The sequence below is a fragment of the Pseudomonas sp. 2995-1 genome, assembly GCF_002742505.1.
GTDB lineage: Bacteria > Pseudomonadota > Gammaproteobacteria > Pseudomonadales > Pseudomonadaceae > Aquipseudomonas > Aquipseudomonas sivasensis.
In genome coordinates this window covers 49,489-64,286 of the sequence record NZ_LJSA01000353.1, presented here as the reverse complement: position 1 = coordinate 64,286, position 14,798 = coordinate 49,489, and the positions used below count along the sequence as shown (strand labels likewise).

The following is a 14,798-nucleotide window of genomic DNA, read 5'->3' as shown; positions in this document are numbered from 1 at the left end:
GATCCAATGGGTTGTGGCCGGGCGCCCGGCCACCCCTCAGGGTAGCCGTGCACACTTGACCTACAAGGCCGCGTCGATTTTCTTGGCTGCGTCTTCGCTAACCCAGGCGTGCCAGACTTCAGGATGTTCCTTGAGGAAGATCTTCGCCAGTTTCGGCGACTCAATGCGCTCCTTGGCCATGCGTCCCAGGTTCTGGTTCAGCAGGTCGATGGGCAGGTTGACCTTTTCCAGCACGGCCACCAGTTCAGGGGCTTGTTCGTGGAAGGTCTTGGACAGGCCGACCTTGATGGTCACGGTTTTATCCACACCGGGTTTTTCTTCAAGCTTGACCAGGTCGACCTGACCCATCAGCGGCGTCGGCGACCAGTAGTAGAACAGGATCGGCTCGCCACGCTTGTAGCTCGACAGCACCGCCGCATCCAGCGCCGGGCCGGTGCCTGGACGGAAGTTGGTGTAGGTGCTTTCCAGGCCGTAGCTTTTCAGCATTTCGCTGTTGTCCAGCTCGCAGGTCCAGCCGGCCGGGCAGTTGTAGAAGCGGCCCTTGGATGGTTCTTCCTGATCCTTGAACACCGAGGCGTACTTGGCCAGGTCGGCGATGGTTTTCAGGTCCGGCGCCTTGGCTTCCAGCTTGCGCTTGGCGTCGCCTTCGATCACGTAGCGCGGCACGTACCAGCCTTCGATTGCGCCCACCACAGGCGCACCAACGCCGACGACTTTGCCGGCCTTCTCAGCCTTGTTCCAGACTTCGCTGCGGCCGACCCATTCTTCGGCGAACACTTGAATGTCGTTACTGCTCAGGGCGTTTTCCATGGTGATGGAGTTGCCCGGCAGGCTGTCGGTTTTGCAGTCGTAGCCTTTTTCCAGCACGGTTTGCAGGATGTCGGTGAGCAACATGCCGCTTTCCCAGTTCAGCCCGGCGAATTTCACCGGTTTACCGGACTCGCACCAACCGGCCGCCTGGGCGCCAGCGCTGGCCAGCAAGCCTGCAGAGAACAACGTGGTCAGCAGGGTCTTATGCATTTTCATTGTGTGACGCTCCCAATCATGAAATGGATTACGGCAGTCAAAAGGCGTCCTGCCTTGTCCACGTCCTGTCAGGCCCGCGCCGCAGCGCGACTGGCCCCGCTTTTTTTAGTGGGTACAACACTGTCCTGCTCGACCGGCAGAATCAGTTGATCGGGCACGCTGCCGTGCCATTTTTTCGCACACAGGTAATACAGGGCGGCGGGCAGCACCAGGCCGATGATCCAGGAGATATCCACACCCCCAAGCGCGCTCACCAGCGGACCGGTGTAGAACTTGGTAGCGATGAACGGCATCTGCACCAACACCCCGAAGACATAGACGCTGATACCTAGAGGGTTCCAACGACCGTACCGCCCGTTTGGATCGGCCAGCGCCGGCACGTCATAGCGCTCGCGGGTGATGAAGTAGTAGTCCACTAGGTTGATCGCGCTCCAGGGCGTGAAGAACGCCAGCAGGAACAGAATGAAAGACTTGAACGCACCGAGGAACGAATGCTGGCCGAGCAATGCGATCAGGGTCGCCGTACCTACGATAAGCAGCACGAACACCAGACGCTGCAGACGCGTGACCTCCAGGCGACCACGAAAGCCGCTGATGATGGTCGCGATGCACATGAAGCTGCCGTAGGAGTTCAGTGTAGAGATGGTGACCTTGCCGAACGCGATGCTGAAATACAGCAGCGCAGCGGTGGCGCCCGTACCACTCAAACCAACGATGTAGGCCACTTCATGACCGGCGAATTGCCCGTTGGCCATGGCGGCGGCGAACACGCCGAGAATCATCGCCACTTGTGCGCCAATCACTGAACCGGCGCCCGCAGCGAGAAAGGTTTTCACCGACGACGTGCTGCTCGGCAAGTAGCGCGAGTAGTCCGCCACATACGGCCCAAACGCGATCTGCCAGGAGGCGGCGAGGGACACCGCGAGCAAGAAACTGCTCCAGCTGAAATGGCGGATTTGCAGCAATGCGCCAATGTCAGCCTGGCCCATCAGGCGACTGAACAGGTAAACGAAGGCAATCACACCAATGACGCTGGCAACGCGCCCTATGAAGTGGATCACCCGATAACCAAGCACCGTGACCAGCACGATGACGCTGGCGAAGATCAGGATACCGACGCTGCTGCTGACACCAAACAACTGGCCCAGCGCCTGGCCGGAAAGCACCGTACCGGTTGCGGTGAAACCCAGGTACATCAGGCACACCAAGACGATCGGAATGGCCGCGCCATATACGCCGAACTGCACGCGGCTGGAGATCATCTGCGGCAAGCCGAGCTTGGGCCCTTGCGCCGCATGCAACGCCATGACGCCGCCGCCGATCAGTTGACCGATCAACAGACCGATCAACGACCAGAACACATCACCGCCCAGCACCACGGCCAAGGCCCCGGTGACAATGGCCGTAATTTGCAGGTTGGCACCCAGCCACAGGGTGAACTGGCTCAATAGACGACCGTGTCTTTCCGCTTCCGGGATGTAGTCGATCGAACGTTTCTCGATCAACGGGGTGGTGCTTGCACGCGCGTCATTTGCAGCCATGGGTGTTCAACCTCTGATGGATTGTTTTGGGGGTCGCAGCCGCTCAACTGTGGGAGGGGGCTTGCTCCCGATAGCAGTGGGTCAGTCACCAGACCTATTGGCTGATACACCGCCATCGGGAGCAAGCCCCGCCCCACATGGGTTACTTGATCATTGGAAGATTGAGACCCTGCTCTTTGGCGCAATCGATCGCGATCTGGTAACCCGCATCGGCGTGACGCATCACCCCTGTCGCTGGGTCGTTGTGCAGCACACGGGCAATCCGCTCGGCCGCTTCGTCGGTGCCGTCGCAGACGATCACCATGCCGGAGTGCTGGGAGAAGCCCATGCCGACGCCGCCACCGTGGTGCAGCGAGACCCACGTCGCACCGCTGGCGGTATTGAGCAAGGCATTGAGCAGCGGCCAGTCGGATACGGCGTCGGAACCGTCCTGCATGGATTCTGTTTCGCGGTTCGGGCTTGCTACCGAGCCGGAGTCGAGGTGGTCACGACCAATCACCACCGGCGCCGACAGCTCGCCGCTGCGCACCATTTCGTTGAATGCCAGGCCGAGCTTGGCGCGCTGGCCCAGACCGACCCAGCAGATACGCGCTGGCAGGCCCTGGAAGCTGATGCGTTCGCGAGCCATGTCCAACCAGTTATGCAGGTGGGCGTCGTCGGGGATCAGCTCTTTGACTTTGGCGTCGGTCTTGTAGATATCTTGCGGGTCGCCCGAAAGCGCAGCCCAACGGAACGGGCCGATGCCACGGCAGAACAGTGGACGGATGTACGCCGGAACGAAACCTGGGAAGTCGAAAGCGTTTTCCACGCCTTCTTCCTGTGCCATTTGGCGGATGTTGTTGCCGTAGTCGAAGGTCGGGATGCCTTGCTTCTGGAATTCCAGCATGGCTTTGACGTGGACTGCCATGGACTGCTTGGCGGCCTTGATCACGGCGGCCGGCTCGGTCTTGGCGCGGGCGCGGTATTCGTCCCAGGTCCAGCCGGCGGGCAGGTAGCCATTGAGCGGGTCATGGGCACTGGTCTGGTCGGTGACCATGTCCGGGCGCACACCGCGCTTGACCAGTTCCGGCAGGATCTCGGCCGCATTACCCAGCAGCGCGATGGAAATGGCTTTGCCTTCTTTCGTGTATTTGGCGATACGGGCCAAAGCGTCGTCGAGGTCGGTGGCTTGCTCATCGACATAACGGCTGGCCAGGCGGAAATCGATGCTGACCTGCTGGCACTCGATGTTCAGCGAGCACGCGCCGGCCAATGTCGCGGCCAGAGGCTGTGCGCCGCCCATGCCGCCGAGACCGGCGGTGAGGACCCAACGGCCTTTCAAATTGCTGTCGTAATGCTGGCGACCGGCTTCAACGAAGGTTTCGTAAGTACCTTGGACGATGCCCTGGCTGCCGATGTAGATCCAGCTGCCGGCAGTCATCTGGCCGTACATAGCCAGGCCCTTGGCATCCAGTTCGTTGAAGTGTTCCCAACTGGCCCAGTGCGGAACCAGGTTGGAGTTGGCGATCAACACGCGCGGGGCGTTGCTATGGGTCTTGAACACGCCGACCGGTTTGCCGGATTGCACCAGCAGGGTTTCGTCGTCGTTCAGATTGGTGAGGCTCTCGACGATCTGGTCGTAGCACTCCCAATTACGTGCGGCGCGGCCAATGCCGCCGTACACCACCAACTCTTTCGGGTTCTCGGCCACTTGCGGGTCGAGGTTATTCATCAGCATGCGCAGCGGTGCTTCAGTCAGCCAGCTTTTGGCGGTGAGCTTGTTACCGCGGGCGGCGCGGATTTCGACGTCACGGTATTTTGTAGGCTTGGTCACTGCTAGGACTCCTCGGCGATCGATGCGCGAACATGGATGGTGCGAAGGAGAGTCTTACGCACACATCTTTACTTGTATGTACAAGCATATGCAATCAAGCGGCCAACTTTCTAAGTGAGGTGTTTGGATTTTTTTGGAAAGCGTGTGTGAGCCTTGGAAATTAAGGCTTAGAGAGATGATGAAATTTCTTACAAAGGGGTTTTCTAGCGAGGGAGGTTTGTCACGACAGCATGATTTTGCGCCACGCTGGGGCGTTCGGTAACAAAATGGTGCGAGGGTTGGAAACAGATCGCAACAACAGCGGGAAACAAATGTGGGAGGGGGCTTGCCCCCGATAGCGGTGGATCAGTCAGCCCATCTGGTACTGACACACCGCAATCGGGGGCAAGCCCCCTCCCACATTTTTTAACCGCGCTGAGTCAGTTCGATGATGCAGCTACGGCCAGTGATAGAGATGTCCAGCAAGCCAGCGTTACCGTCCACTTGCAGGCAATCGTGATGGCCCAGTACCTGGTCCAGCACCTTCACTTCATCCGCCACGCTGAACACCAGCACCGTCTGCGCCGTACTGAAAAACCGCTGCACACCATCCATCCACTGCAACCGCGCGTGGTAGCGCTCGGGCGAATAAATCAGGTTGAAATCGCGAATCGGCCCAGTGATCAATCGGCACGACACCTGGCTGTCACCCTTGAACGCGAACGGTTGCAGCGGTAACAGTCCGCGCTGCTCCTCGCCATCCACGGTCAGCACCATGCCTGCGCCCTTGATTACCGTGATCACACGCTGGTAACCGGCGAAGGTGGAAAAGCCGCCCGACTCGGCGATATCGGCAATCGACAAGCGCCATCCAAAGCCATCCAGGCCATCGCCGGCATCACGGGAGATTTCTTCGGTACTGCCACCGCCGTTTTTCCACGGCATGCGGACGTAATCGGCGGCGCGCCAGACTTTCAAACTCATTTACTGAAGCGTCCTTCGAGGCTGTGACGGGAACCAGGGTGGATCAACCGCGCGGCGGTCACCGGTTGGCGTCCGGACCAGGTGCGTCGGCGAATCAACAGGCACGGTTCGGTGGGCTCGATTTGCAGCAGCTTGCACTCGTCGGCGTCGGCGAGGATCGCTTCCACGACGTGCTCGCCTTCCGTCAGCGGCGCAACCTGGTTGAGATAGGCATAGGGCGTTTGTTGGGTGAAATCCTGCTGCAGGTATTCCGGCGCGACCAGGGCGTTGACGAAACGGTCTTCGATTTGCACGGGAATATCGTTTTCGTAATGCACGATCAGTGAGTGGAACACCCGCCCGCCTTCGCGCATTTCCAGAGCGACGGCACGTTCGGAACCGGCGGCCTCTTCGCCCAGGGTGATGACCTGGCAGGTATGCCGATGACCGCGGGAAGCGATCTCATCAGCAATGTTGTGCACTTCAAACAGCGCCGACTGGCTTTTGGGCTCGGCGACAAAAGTACCGACGCCTTGCATGCGAACCAGCAACCCTTCTGCGGTGAGTTCGCGCAGGGCGCGATTGATGGTCATTCGGCTGAAGCCCAGCTGGCTGACCAGTTCACTCTCCGACGGCACGCGGTAATGGGGTGGCCAGTTGCCGTTGAGGATCTGCTGGCTGATCATCTGTTTGACGCGGGCATACAAGGGCGCCGGACTTTCGTCCATGTGGGCAGCCAGTGAAGACTTGGCGGGCGGAGGCGGCACAGGGAATCCTTGCAGGGGGGAAAGATGCATAGATTGCCGGAGTTTACCGAGCAGGCAAACGTCTGTATATGTATATACAAATAAACACACGACCGGAGTGCTCTGAACATGTCCGCTTTTTTTGCCGAACGCGCACTGCTGCCTAATGGATGGGCCAACGATGTACGTCTTGAAGTCAGCGCCGATGGACTGCTGACACAGATTGCGGCCAATGCCAGTGCAGACGGTGCCGAGCGGCTCAAAGGCCCGGTATTGGCGGGCATGCCCAACCTGCACTCCCACGCATTCCAACGCGCCATGGCGGGTTTGGCCGAAGTCGCCGGCAACCCGAATGACAGCTTCTGGACCTGGCGCGAGCTGATGTACCGCATGGTCGGCAAGATCAGTCCGGAGCAACTGCAGGTGATTGCGCGCCAGCTGTACATCGAGATGCTCAAGGCCGGTTACACCTCGGTGGCCGAATTTCACTACGTGCATCATGATGTCAGCGGCCAGCCGTACGCCGACCGTACGGAACTGTCGCGGCAGATCAGCCACGCGGCCGCCAGCAGCGGTATTGGCCTGACCTTGGTGCCCGTGCTCTACACCCACTCGGGTTTTGGCGGGCAGGCGCCGAACGAAGGCCAGCGACGGTTTATCAACAGCACCGAAAACTACCTGGACCTGCAGGCGCGCCTCAAACCGATCCTCGCGGCGCAACCGGCGCAGCAACTGGGCTTGTGCTTCCACTCCCTGCGCGCTGTTACGCCACAACAAATCAATGAAGTCCTGGCCGCCAGCGACAAGACGTGCCCGGTGCATATCCATATTGCCGAACAACAAAAAGAAGTCGACGACTGCCTGGCCTGGAGCGGCAAGCGTCCGCTGCAATGGCTGTATGACAATGTCGAGGTGGATGAACGCTGGTGCCTGGTGCACGCGACTCACGCCAACCCGGAAGAAGTGACGCGCATGGCAGCGAGCCGGGCGATTGCCGGATTGTGCCTGACCACCGAAGCCAACCTGGGCGACGGGATTTTCCCGGCAGTGGATTTTCTCGCCCAGGGCGGGCGCATGGGCATCGGTTCCGACAGCCATGTGTCATTGAGCGTAGTGGAGGAATTGCGCTGGCTGGAATACGGCCAGCGCCTGCGCGATCAACGGCGCAACCGCTTGTATCGCAGTGACCAACCGATGGTTGGTCGTACGTTGTTCGATGCTGCGCTGGACGGTGGCGCACAGGCACTGGGGCAGCCAATTGGTCGACTGGAAGTGGGCAAGCGTGCGGATTGGATCGTGCTTGACGGTAATGACCCTTACCTGGCGACAGCAACAGAGGATGGCATTCTCAATCGCTGGCTGTTTGCCGGCGGTGATCGCCAGGTGCGTGATGTGCTGGTCAACGGGAAATGGGTGGTGCGCGACGGGCGTCATGCAGGCGAAGAAGAAAGCAGCCGGGCATTTACGCAGGTGCTAAGGGACTTACTCGGTTAAAACATGTGGGAGGGGGCTTACCCCCGATTGCAGAGTGTCAGCCAGCAAATCAGATACTGACACACCGCTATCGCGGGCAAGCCCCCTCCCACATTGGATTGAGGGGCTATCAGGTTATTGCGAAGTCTTGGCCATCTGCTTATCCGATGTCCGGAAGATCAACCGCGTGGTGTCATACCCCTGCTGTCGCGCCCTGCTCAGCAGGTCTTCGCGAGTATCGGCACTGACCGTTGGCGTGCGCGACAGGATCCACATATAGCGCCGGCTCGGGCTGCCGACGATGGCGGTCTTGTAGTCATCGCTGACGTACAGCACCCAGTAATCGCCCTTGGCGACGCCCGGCAGCAGTGACGTGAACCAGTTGTTGAATTCCACCCAGAGCTTGTCAGTCTTGCCAGGCACTTGCGGGGTGGCGGTGCCCTTGGCTTCTTCCCACTTCCATTCGGTGGTCAGGCAGCGGTTAAACACCGACATGTCGCCATCGGGCAACAAGGTGTAGCGTGCTTCGGACTGCGCGCAGTTGCGCTGAAAGTACATCGGCAATCGGGCCAACTCATACCAGGTGCCCTGGTAACGCTTGAGGTTGACGCTGCCGGCAGTCTTGGGTTGCAGATCATCGCCAGAATGGCTGGCACAGCCCGCCAAAAACAGGCTGGCACAAAGGAACAAAACAAAACGCATCATTCTTCTTCTCCCGCAGGCTCTCGCCCCGGTTTACTTCAGGCCTTGCCCGGAAAACATGAGAACTTTGTCACCGGCATATTGAACGCTGATAAAGCTGGTTTTATCGCCCCACGTGCAGCTGGACATGCCCAGTGCGCCGGAACAATCGGTCGGCTTACCCAACAACGACTCCACCTCGGCCTTGGGCATGCCGGCCGACAACTTCGCGTAATTTTCCTGGTTGATCTTGCTGCAAGCGGCCAACAGCACGCAAAAAGCCAGCAAAGCGAGACGGCGTAACGACATGGAATAACTCCTGGAGGGACAAGGCAGCGTGGGTATCTGCCAGAAGCTTAGAAGGGAAAACAGGTGTCTGGTTCCCGACGAGTAAAAACAAAAAAGCCCCGAAAACGCTGAAACGTTTCGGGGCTTCTTTAAGGGTGAACCGGCTCACAACAACGCCGATCACTTCTCGCCGCAGCTTACTTCTTGTGATAGGCCGTCACGCGCTCAACTTCTTCCTTCGAACCCAGGAACACCGCTACACGCTGGTGCAGGCCTTCCGGCTGGATGTCGAGGATGCGCTGGTGGCCGTCAGTGGACGCGCCGCCCGCTTGTTCAACCAGGAACGACATCGGGTTGGCTTCATACATCAGGCGCAGTTTGCCCGGCTTGGATGGCTCGCGGCTGTCACGTGGGTACATGAACAAGCCACCACGGGTCAGGATGCGGTGCACGTCGGCTACCATCGCCGCGACCCAACGCATGTTGAAGTTTTTCTTCAGCGGGCCTTCTTCACCGGCCATCAACTCGCCCACGTAGCGGGTAACCGGTTCTTCCCAGTGACGCTGGTTGGACATATTGATCGCGAATTCCTGGGTGGACGCAGGAATGGTGATGTCTTCGTGGGTCAGTACGAAGCTGCCCATTTCGCGGTCCAGGGTGAAACCTTTAACGCCGTCACCCAGGGTCAGCACCAGCATGGTCTGTGGGCCGTAGATCGCGTAACCGGCAGCGACCTGCTCGGTGCCTGGCTGCAGGAAAGCCTTTTCGTTCAGGGCTTCGTTCTGGCTCAGGTATTCGTTCGGGCAGCGCAGCACGGAGAAGATAGTGCCGACCGGTGCGTTGATGTCGATGTTGGACGAACCGTCCAGTGGGTCGAACACCAGCAGGTAGGCACCTTTCGGGTATTTACCCGGGATCTGGTAGGCATTGTCCATTTCTTCGGACGCCATGCCGGCCAGGTGACCGCCCCATTCGTTGGCTTCAAGCAGGATCTCGTTGGAGATTACGTCGAGCTTCTTCTGTACTTCGCCCTGCACGTTTTCAGTGCCCATGCTGCCCAGGACACCACCCAGTGCGCCTTTGGACACGGCATGGCTGATTTCCTTGCATGCACGCGCGACCACTTCGATAAGGAAGCGCAGATCGGCAGGCGTGTTGTTGCTGCGGGTCTGCTCAATCAAATAGCGACTCAAGGTAACGCGGGACATGTAAGGCTCCGGAGAATGGGGGGCTTGAAAACCCGCGCAGTTTAACGCGAGTCGGGGCGTATTTCCTCCTATCAGAGGATTTAAACCCAATAGAGTTCATGGACTTTATTTAACGCGCCGCCGGTGGCTTGCGCAGCAAACTGTAGGCCATGGCGCCCAGTGCCGCCACGCCGAGCAGCAAGACGGCCCAGAGTCCGAGTTTTTTCCAGTTTGGCCCGTCCTCCACAGCGGCTACGACCACCGGCGACGCGACCGCAACGTCCCCCACAACCTTGGCCTGTCCCAGCGTATTGAGGCGCTCGGCACTGTAATCGGGGATCAGGGTCGACAGCGGCAGGCTTGCGGCTTTCACCGACGCATTGCCCAACGCCAGACTGAACGGCGGCTCACCCCGCGCCAGGAACACCAACTGGGTAGCGCGCACCGCAAAGCGCAGCGCCGGCGCATCGGCGCCCAAACCGCCACCGCGCTCGTCCACCTGCAACTTGAGTTCGGTCACGACCTGACCCGGCAACTGCAACTCATCCTGCACCACGTCCTGGCCGTTTTGCGTCAGGCGGTACAGCAAGCCATTGTTCAATGGCTGCCACAGTTGTTTGGCATCGCTGCGTCCCGCCAATGTCACCGGTGCCAGCGTGTTGGGCTGCTTCAACTCAATGCGCAAACGCTCGACACTCAACCCAGTCGGCAACTGCCAGCTGTACTCCCCAGCCTTGAGTCGCGTTCCCGCCAATGGCTGTGACCACACCAACGGCATTGGCAGACTGCTGCGCGTAGCACTCACCAGCTTGGCCGAGGTCAGCAGCGGCGCCGCCTGCCCCTTCCATACCAGACGCAGGTAGCGCGCTGAGCGTCCTGGCAGGCTGACGTCATGCTGTTCGACCCGTTCGTCGGCGAACGACAAGCGTGCCACCTGCCCCTCGCCCCAAGGCTCCCAACGCTGCAAGTCATCACTGGCTTCAATGCTGAAACGCTGGAAGCCCTCTTGCTCACGGCTCCAGTCCAGGCTCAGTTGCTGCAACGGTGCCTTGATCGCGCTGGCGTCCAGCACCCAGCCGCGCAACACCTGCTTGCCGGGCTTGGCGGCAGAAGACGGTTTGATTTCCACCAGGGTGCCTTCGGTGGTGGTTTTCATCACCACGCCTGGCAGGCTTTCCTGAGTGTCGGCGGCGTACAGCGGGAACCACTTCACATCAGCGACGTTGCGACTTTCGGTGCGCTGGGAAGATTGTCGCGACAGCGCATAGGCCTGGGGCTCACCGGCGGCGTTAAACACGCGAACGTCACCGAGGTCCGCCTGGCGCGCGTTGAGTTGCACAGCCAACGGCAATTCAAGGCGATACCAGGGGCCATTGCCGCTCACACTCAGCGGCACATGGTGGGTGAAATCAGCCGGGGCTTCCTGGGCCGACGCCGCCAGCGCCGCACACATGCCCACCATGGCCACGCTCAACTTACCGATCAAGAGGATGCTCCTTCAGTTTCCATCACAGGTTCGGCCCGCTTAGGTGGCAGCGGTGCGAAATAACCCACCACCAGCAACAGCCCGCCCACGCCGATAAACGACACGATCCGCGCCAGGCCGCCACGGTTACTCAGTTCGACAAAGAACAGTTTGGCCACCACCACCGCAATCAACGCGGCGCCGATCAACCACACTTCGCGACGATGGCGCAGGTGGCCGCCGATCATCAGGCCGAGGGCGATCAGAGTCCACACAATCGACAGGCCGGCTTGCACCAGCATCGACTCCAGCAACGCATCCAGATGGAACGGCACGCCGCCCCAGTGGTGCGCGGTGCGCATGACCAGTGCCGTGAAGAACGCAAACAGCGAGAGACCCGCGATCCCTTGTGCGGCCAATTCGGCACGCGGCCCGCGTTGTGGCGCCACGCTTCGGGACCACAGGTAAACACCCAGCAGCGCGAAGAGCAGGCCCAGTTCCAGAGGGTTGAGCAGAGGCACGTAAGGCAACGGATTGGCGGTGCCATCGCTGAAGGTATTCGCCAGCCAGAACCAGCCGAGCATCAGTACAGCCAATGGCAGCGCGGCCAGGACTCGGTACTCCCTTGGGTACGCCGACACTGGCCACGGCCAGGTGCGCGGTGCGGCGGCCAGCACCAGGTACAGGCTTGGCAGGATGGCCCAGCCCAACCAGCGCCAGGCGTTGTATTCAGCCGACAGGCGCAACAGTCCATAGCGCAATTCCAGTGCCAGCACGCCGATCAGCATCCAGCAACCGAGGACATGGGCAATACTCAGCATCCTGGCCGGAACCACCGGCGCCAAGCGGCGCAGCGAGATGAAATGCACCACAAACACCGCCAACCAGGCCAGCCAGCCGTACTGCGCCGCCGGGTGATAGTAGCTGTGGGCAGACACCAGCAACGCCACGCCCGCCGCCGGCATCAGCAAGGTGCACAGCACACCCAGGGATGCCCAGCGCAGTCGCGCCGCGAGCAACGCCCAGATCGCCACGCTCACTGCGGCAAGCCCCAGCAGGAAAGAACCAAGCAACGCTTGCGGAACAAAGCGCAACACTTCGCCGCCCAGCGCCAATGTCCACCACGCCGCACCCCACACCAGCAAAAGGTCGGACAAGCGTTGCAGCTTCAGCACCGCAAACACCGGCGCATGGGGCTCACGTTGCAAGCGCCAGGCGCCGATCAAGGCGGCCAGGCCCAACACCATCGGCGTCCAGAAACCACTGTGCGCCAGCGGACGCAGGCCTTCGCCGGTCAACGGCCCGAGCAATTGCGGCACCGCCAGCAGGAACGAACCCCCGCCGACCAGTTGCAGCAGCAACCCAAATACAAAACTGACGCGTTGTTGCAGGTACAAGCTCAGCCAGATGATCAACAACCCACTGGCAGCCCATACGCCGCTGGCGCTTTCCCATGGCAGCACAAACAGCACCGCCAGATTGATCAACACCAGACCGGCGAGCAGCACCACCGACAACCCACGTAACAGCCGCACATCGCTGCGCACCATGTCGTCGCGTGCCGCCAACAGCATGCCGCCAATCAAGGCCAGGCCGATCAGGGAGGCCGTGAGCAAACCACTCCATCCCGCATTGAATACCGCCGCGCCCTCCCCGCCCTGCAAGCGCACCAGGAATAACGCGCCACCCAGCAATTGCACCGCGAACGCAGTGAACAGGAAAGTGCGCGAGCCAATGCGCAGGCCGATAAACAGGGTCGCCAGACCGGCGATGGCCCAACTGATGGCGGTACCTTGGGTCAGCAACAGCAAGGGCGCCAGCAGGTACAAAAAGCTCAAGCCCAGAGACGCCAGGACCGGCAGCCCTTTGCGCTCCCACTCTGCCGCGTGCTGCGCCGATGCCTTGCGCAACTGATCGAAGCTGAACAGCAACGCGGCGCCGAGCAACAACGCACCCAGCGGCGCACCGTCGAGCAGGCTGCGTTCGCCAATGCGCAGTTCGCTGAGGAAGGCCAGCGCTGAGCCCAATTGCAGCAACAAGCCGAACGCACGCGCCAACGGCCGCTGCTGGCGCAAACCGAGCCAGAAGATCCCGGCGCCTTCCACCGCCCACGCCGCAGCCGTCCAACGTGCATCAAGGCCCAGAGGAATCGCCAGGCTGGCAAAGATCACGCCCAGGGCCAGGCACGTTTCCCCCAGCAGCAACGCGCGTCCGCCACTGAGTAACCGCGCCAGGCCCATGTAGATAATGCCCAGGCCCAACGCACTGAACGCCGCGGCGAATTCCAGATGCTGTACCAATGCGAACTGCAAGCCAAAGCCCACCAGCGGCGGGCCGAACAGCATGCCGCCGTCAACGTAATCACCCTTGGCAGCCGACCAGCGCAACAACGCATCACGGCCTTCGGGCGCGTCGCCCAGCTCCAGCAATTTGCGTCGGGCGAACAACAGGCCGATGGCCAGATACATCAGGAAGAACAGGATCAGGAATGGCTCGGTGCTCCACAGCAATTCCGGCGTGTAGGAACGCATTCCCCAGGCGAAGCCGATGCCGAAGGTACCGACGAACCCGATCAGGTTGAGCAAGCGCCAGGCCTTGAACCAGGCGATGGCGAGAATACCGGCGTTGAGCAGGGCAAAATAACTGAACAGCGCAACATGGTTACCGGCACCGGTGGACGTAAGGATCGGTGCCGCAAAACCGCCGAGTGCTGCCGCGCAGGCCAGGCCCAATGCGTCCTGGGTGACCGCCAGGATCGCCGAGAACACCGTGACCGCAACCAGCAGGCCCAGCGCCGCGCTCGGGTCGATCAACGGATGCAGGCGCATCGCGGCAAACACCGTCAAGTACAGCACCGCAATCCCGGTGCCTTGCAGCATCAAGCCGTAGTTGCTGTTGCGCAGTCTCAGCCACCAGCCCAGGCCCAGCAGGCCGACGGCGGCAGCAGCCACACCGGCGTAACGCAACTCGATCGGCACCACCATGCCTTCAGTGGCATAACGCAGCAGGAACGCCAGGCCGAGAAACAACAGCACCACGCCGACGCGCAGGACGGTGTTGCCACCAAACAGCCAATTGCGTGCACCAGCGAGGGCACGTTCGAACAGGTTGGGGCCACGGGGGATAGCAGGCTCTTCAGGAGGGCGCGGAGCCGGAGCAGGCTTCCAGGCGTCTTCGGGCAATGCAGGGCTTGGTTCGGCGATCATGGCGACGGGCGCCAATTCGGCCGGCAGCTCCCAAACCAGTTCGGGGGCCTTGGTGATGGGTGTCGGTTCAGGGATGGAGGGTTCGACCACCGCGGGGCTGGCCGGCGCGCGCACTTCCAATTGCCGCAGTCGCTCACCGAGGGCGATCACCGACTTCTGCGAGGTTTCCAACTGACGCGCCTGCTGTCGCACCTGGGCCGCAAGCTTCGACAGGCCAATGGCTTGTCCAATGCCCAACCCCAGCAGTGCGCCGATGCCTGCGTCATAGAACGACTCATCGAGCGTCCAGCCGACAACCAGGCCAATCAGCATGAAAATCCATTGCATGGTCGATATTCCCTAAGCAAACCGGCGCTCAGTATATCGACGCGCAACCAATGTGGGAGGGGGCTTGCCCCCGATAGCGGCGTGTCAGTCGACATATTCGTCA

The 14,798-nt window shown here is 60.8% G+C and carries 11 protein-coding genes; 1 reads left to right on the top strand and 10 read right to left on the bottom strand.

What is annotated here, in order from left to right; translation table 11 throughout:
* Positions 1 to 60: 60 nt before the first annotated feature.
* From AOA61_RS14305 to hutC, 5 genes are all read right to left on the bottom strand, one after another.
* Positions 61 to 1,026, bottom strand: a complete 966-nt coding sequence (locus AOA61_RS14305; protein WP_032890172.1) for an ABC transporter substrate-binding protein — start codon at positions 1,024 to 1,026, stop codon at positions 61 to 63.
* A gap of 68 nt (positions 1,027 to 1,094) precedes the next feature.
* A complete protein-coding gene (locus AOA61_RS14300; protein WP_032890170.1) occupies positions 1,095 to 2,567 on the bottom strand; it encodes a cytosine permease in 1,473 nt (490 codons plus the stop codon).
* A 142-nt stretch (positions 2,568 to 2,709) separates the two neighbouring features.
* Positions 2,710 to 4,380, bottom strand: a complete 1,671-nt coding sequence (gene hutU / locus AOA61_RS14295; RefSeq protein WP_032890167.1) for a urocanate hydratase — start codon at positions 4,378 to 4,380, stop codon at positions 2,710 to 2,712.
* A gap of 405 nt (positions 4,381 to 4,785) precedes the next feature.
* The gene (locus AOA61_RS14290) at positions 4,786 to 5,343 is read right to left on the bottom strand and encodes a HutD family protein (RefSeq protein ID WP_032890165.1); all 558 of its coding nucleotides are present in this window, start codon (positions 5,341 to 5,343) and stop codon (positions 4,786 to 4,788) included.
* Positions 5,340 to 6,119 (bottom strand): histidine utilization repressor, encoded by a 780-nt coding sequence (gene hutC, locus AOA61_RS14285; RefSeq protein WP_178075195.1) that lies wholly within the window; start codon positions 6,117 to 6,119, stop codon positions 5,340 to 5,342. Before hutC ends, AOA61_RS14290 begins: the two co-directional genes overlap by 4 nt.
* A 78-nt stretch (positions 6,120 to 6,197) precedes the next feature.
* Between hutC and AOA61_RS14280 the strand changes: the two genes are divergently transcribed.
* On the top strand, positions 6,198 to 7,562 hold the full coding sequence (locus AOA61_RS14280) for a formimidoylglutamate deiminase (RefSeq protein ID WP_099601997.1): 1,365 nt from the start codon (positions 6,198 to 6,200) through the stop codon (positions 7,560 to 7,562).
* Between the two features lie 114 nt (positions 7,563 to 7,676).
* Here the strand turns inward: AOA61_RS14280 and AOA61_RS14275 are convergent, their stop codons facing one another.
* The 5 genes from AOA61_RS14275 to AOA61_RS14255 form a co-directional block, all read right to left on the bottom strand.
* Positions 7,677 to 8,246, bottom strand: coding sequence for a lipocalin family protein (locus AOA61_RS14275; RefSeq protein WP_032890161.1), 570 nt, complete (start codon positions 8,244 to 8,246; stop codon positions 7,677 to 7,679).
* Between the two features lie 30 nt (positions 8,247 to 8,276).
* On the bottom strand, positions 8,277 to 8,531 hold the full coding sequence (locus AOA61_RS14270; RefSeq protein ID WP_032890159.1) for a lipoprotein: 255 nt from the start codon (positions 8,529 to 8,531) through the stop codon (positions 8,277 to 8,279).
* A gap of 176 nt (positions 8,532 to 8,707) precedes the next feature.
* Positions 8,708 to 9,718 (bottom strand): class 1 fructose-bisphosphatase, encoded by a 1,011-nt coding sequence (locus AOA61_RS14265; RefSeq protein ID WP_003237460.1) that lies wholly within the window; start codon positions 9,716 to 9,718, stop codon positions 8,708 to 8,710.
* 109 nt (positions 9,719 to 9,827) lie between these two features.
* Positions 9,828 to 11,180, bottom strand: a complete 1,353-nt coding sequence (locus tag AOA61_RS14260; RefSeq protein ID WP_099602036.1) for a DUF3999 domain-containing protein — start codon at positions 11,178 to 11,180, stop codon at positions 9,828 to 9,830.
* Entirely contained in the window at positions 11,180 to 14,695 is a 3,516-nt protein-coding gene (locus tag AOA61_RS14255) for a DUF2339 domain-containing protein (protein ID WP_099601996.1), read from the bottom strand. Before AOA61_RS14255 ends, AOA61_RS14260 begins: the two co-directional genes overlap by 1 nt.
* Between the last annotated feature and the right edge of the window lie 103 nt (positions 14,696 to 14,798).

Bases quoted from the DNA above. Each gene is read 5' to 3' on its own strand.
- AOA61_RS14305 (WP_032890172.1), bottom strand. From the start codon at position 1,026: ATGAAAATGCATAAGACCCTGCTGACCACGTTGTTCTCTGCAGGCTTG.
- AOA61_RS14300 (WP_032890170.1), bottom strand. From the start codon at position 2,567: ATGGCTGCAAATGACGCGCGTGCAAGCACCACCCCGTTGATCGAGAAA.
- AOA61_RS14290 (WP_032890165.1), bottom strand. From the start codon at position 5,343: ATGAGTTTGAAAGTCTGGCGCGCCGCCGATTACGTCCGCATGCCGTGG.
- hutC (WP_178075195.1), bottom strand. From the start codon at position 6,119: ATGCATCTTTCCCCCCTGCAAGGATTCCCTGTGCCGCCTCCGCCCGCC.
- AOA61_RS14280 (WP_099601997.1), top strand. From the start codon at position 6,198: ATGTCCGCTTTTTTTGCCGAACGCGCACTGCTGCCTAATGGATGGGCC.
- AOA61_RS14275 (WP_032890161.1), bottom strand. From the start codon at position 8,246: ATGATGCGTTTTGTTTTGTTCCTTTGTGCCAGCCTGTTTTTGGCGGGC.
- AOA61_RS14270 (WP_032890159.1), bottom strand. From the start codon at position 8,531: ATGTCGTTACGCCGTCTCGCTTTGCTGGCTTTTTGCGTGCTGTTGGCC.
- AOA61_RS14265 (WP_003237460.1), bottom strand. From the start codon at position 9,718: ATGTCCCGCGTTACCTTGAGTCGCTATTTGATTGAGCAGACCCGCAGC.
- AOA61_RS14255 (WP_099601996.1), bottom strand. From the start codon at position 14,695: ATGCAATGGATTTTCATGCTGATTGGCCTGGTTGTCGGCTGGACGCTC.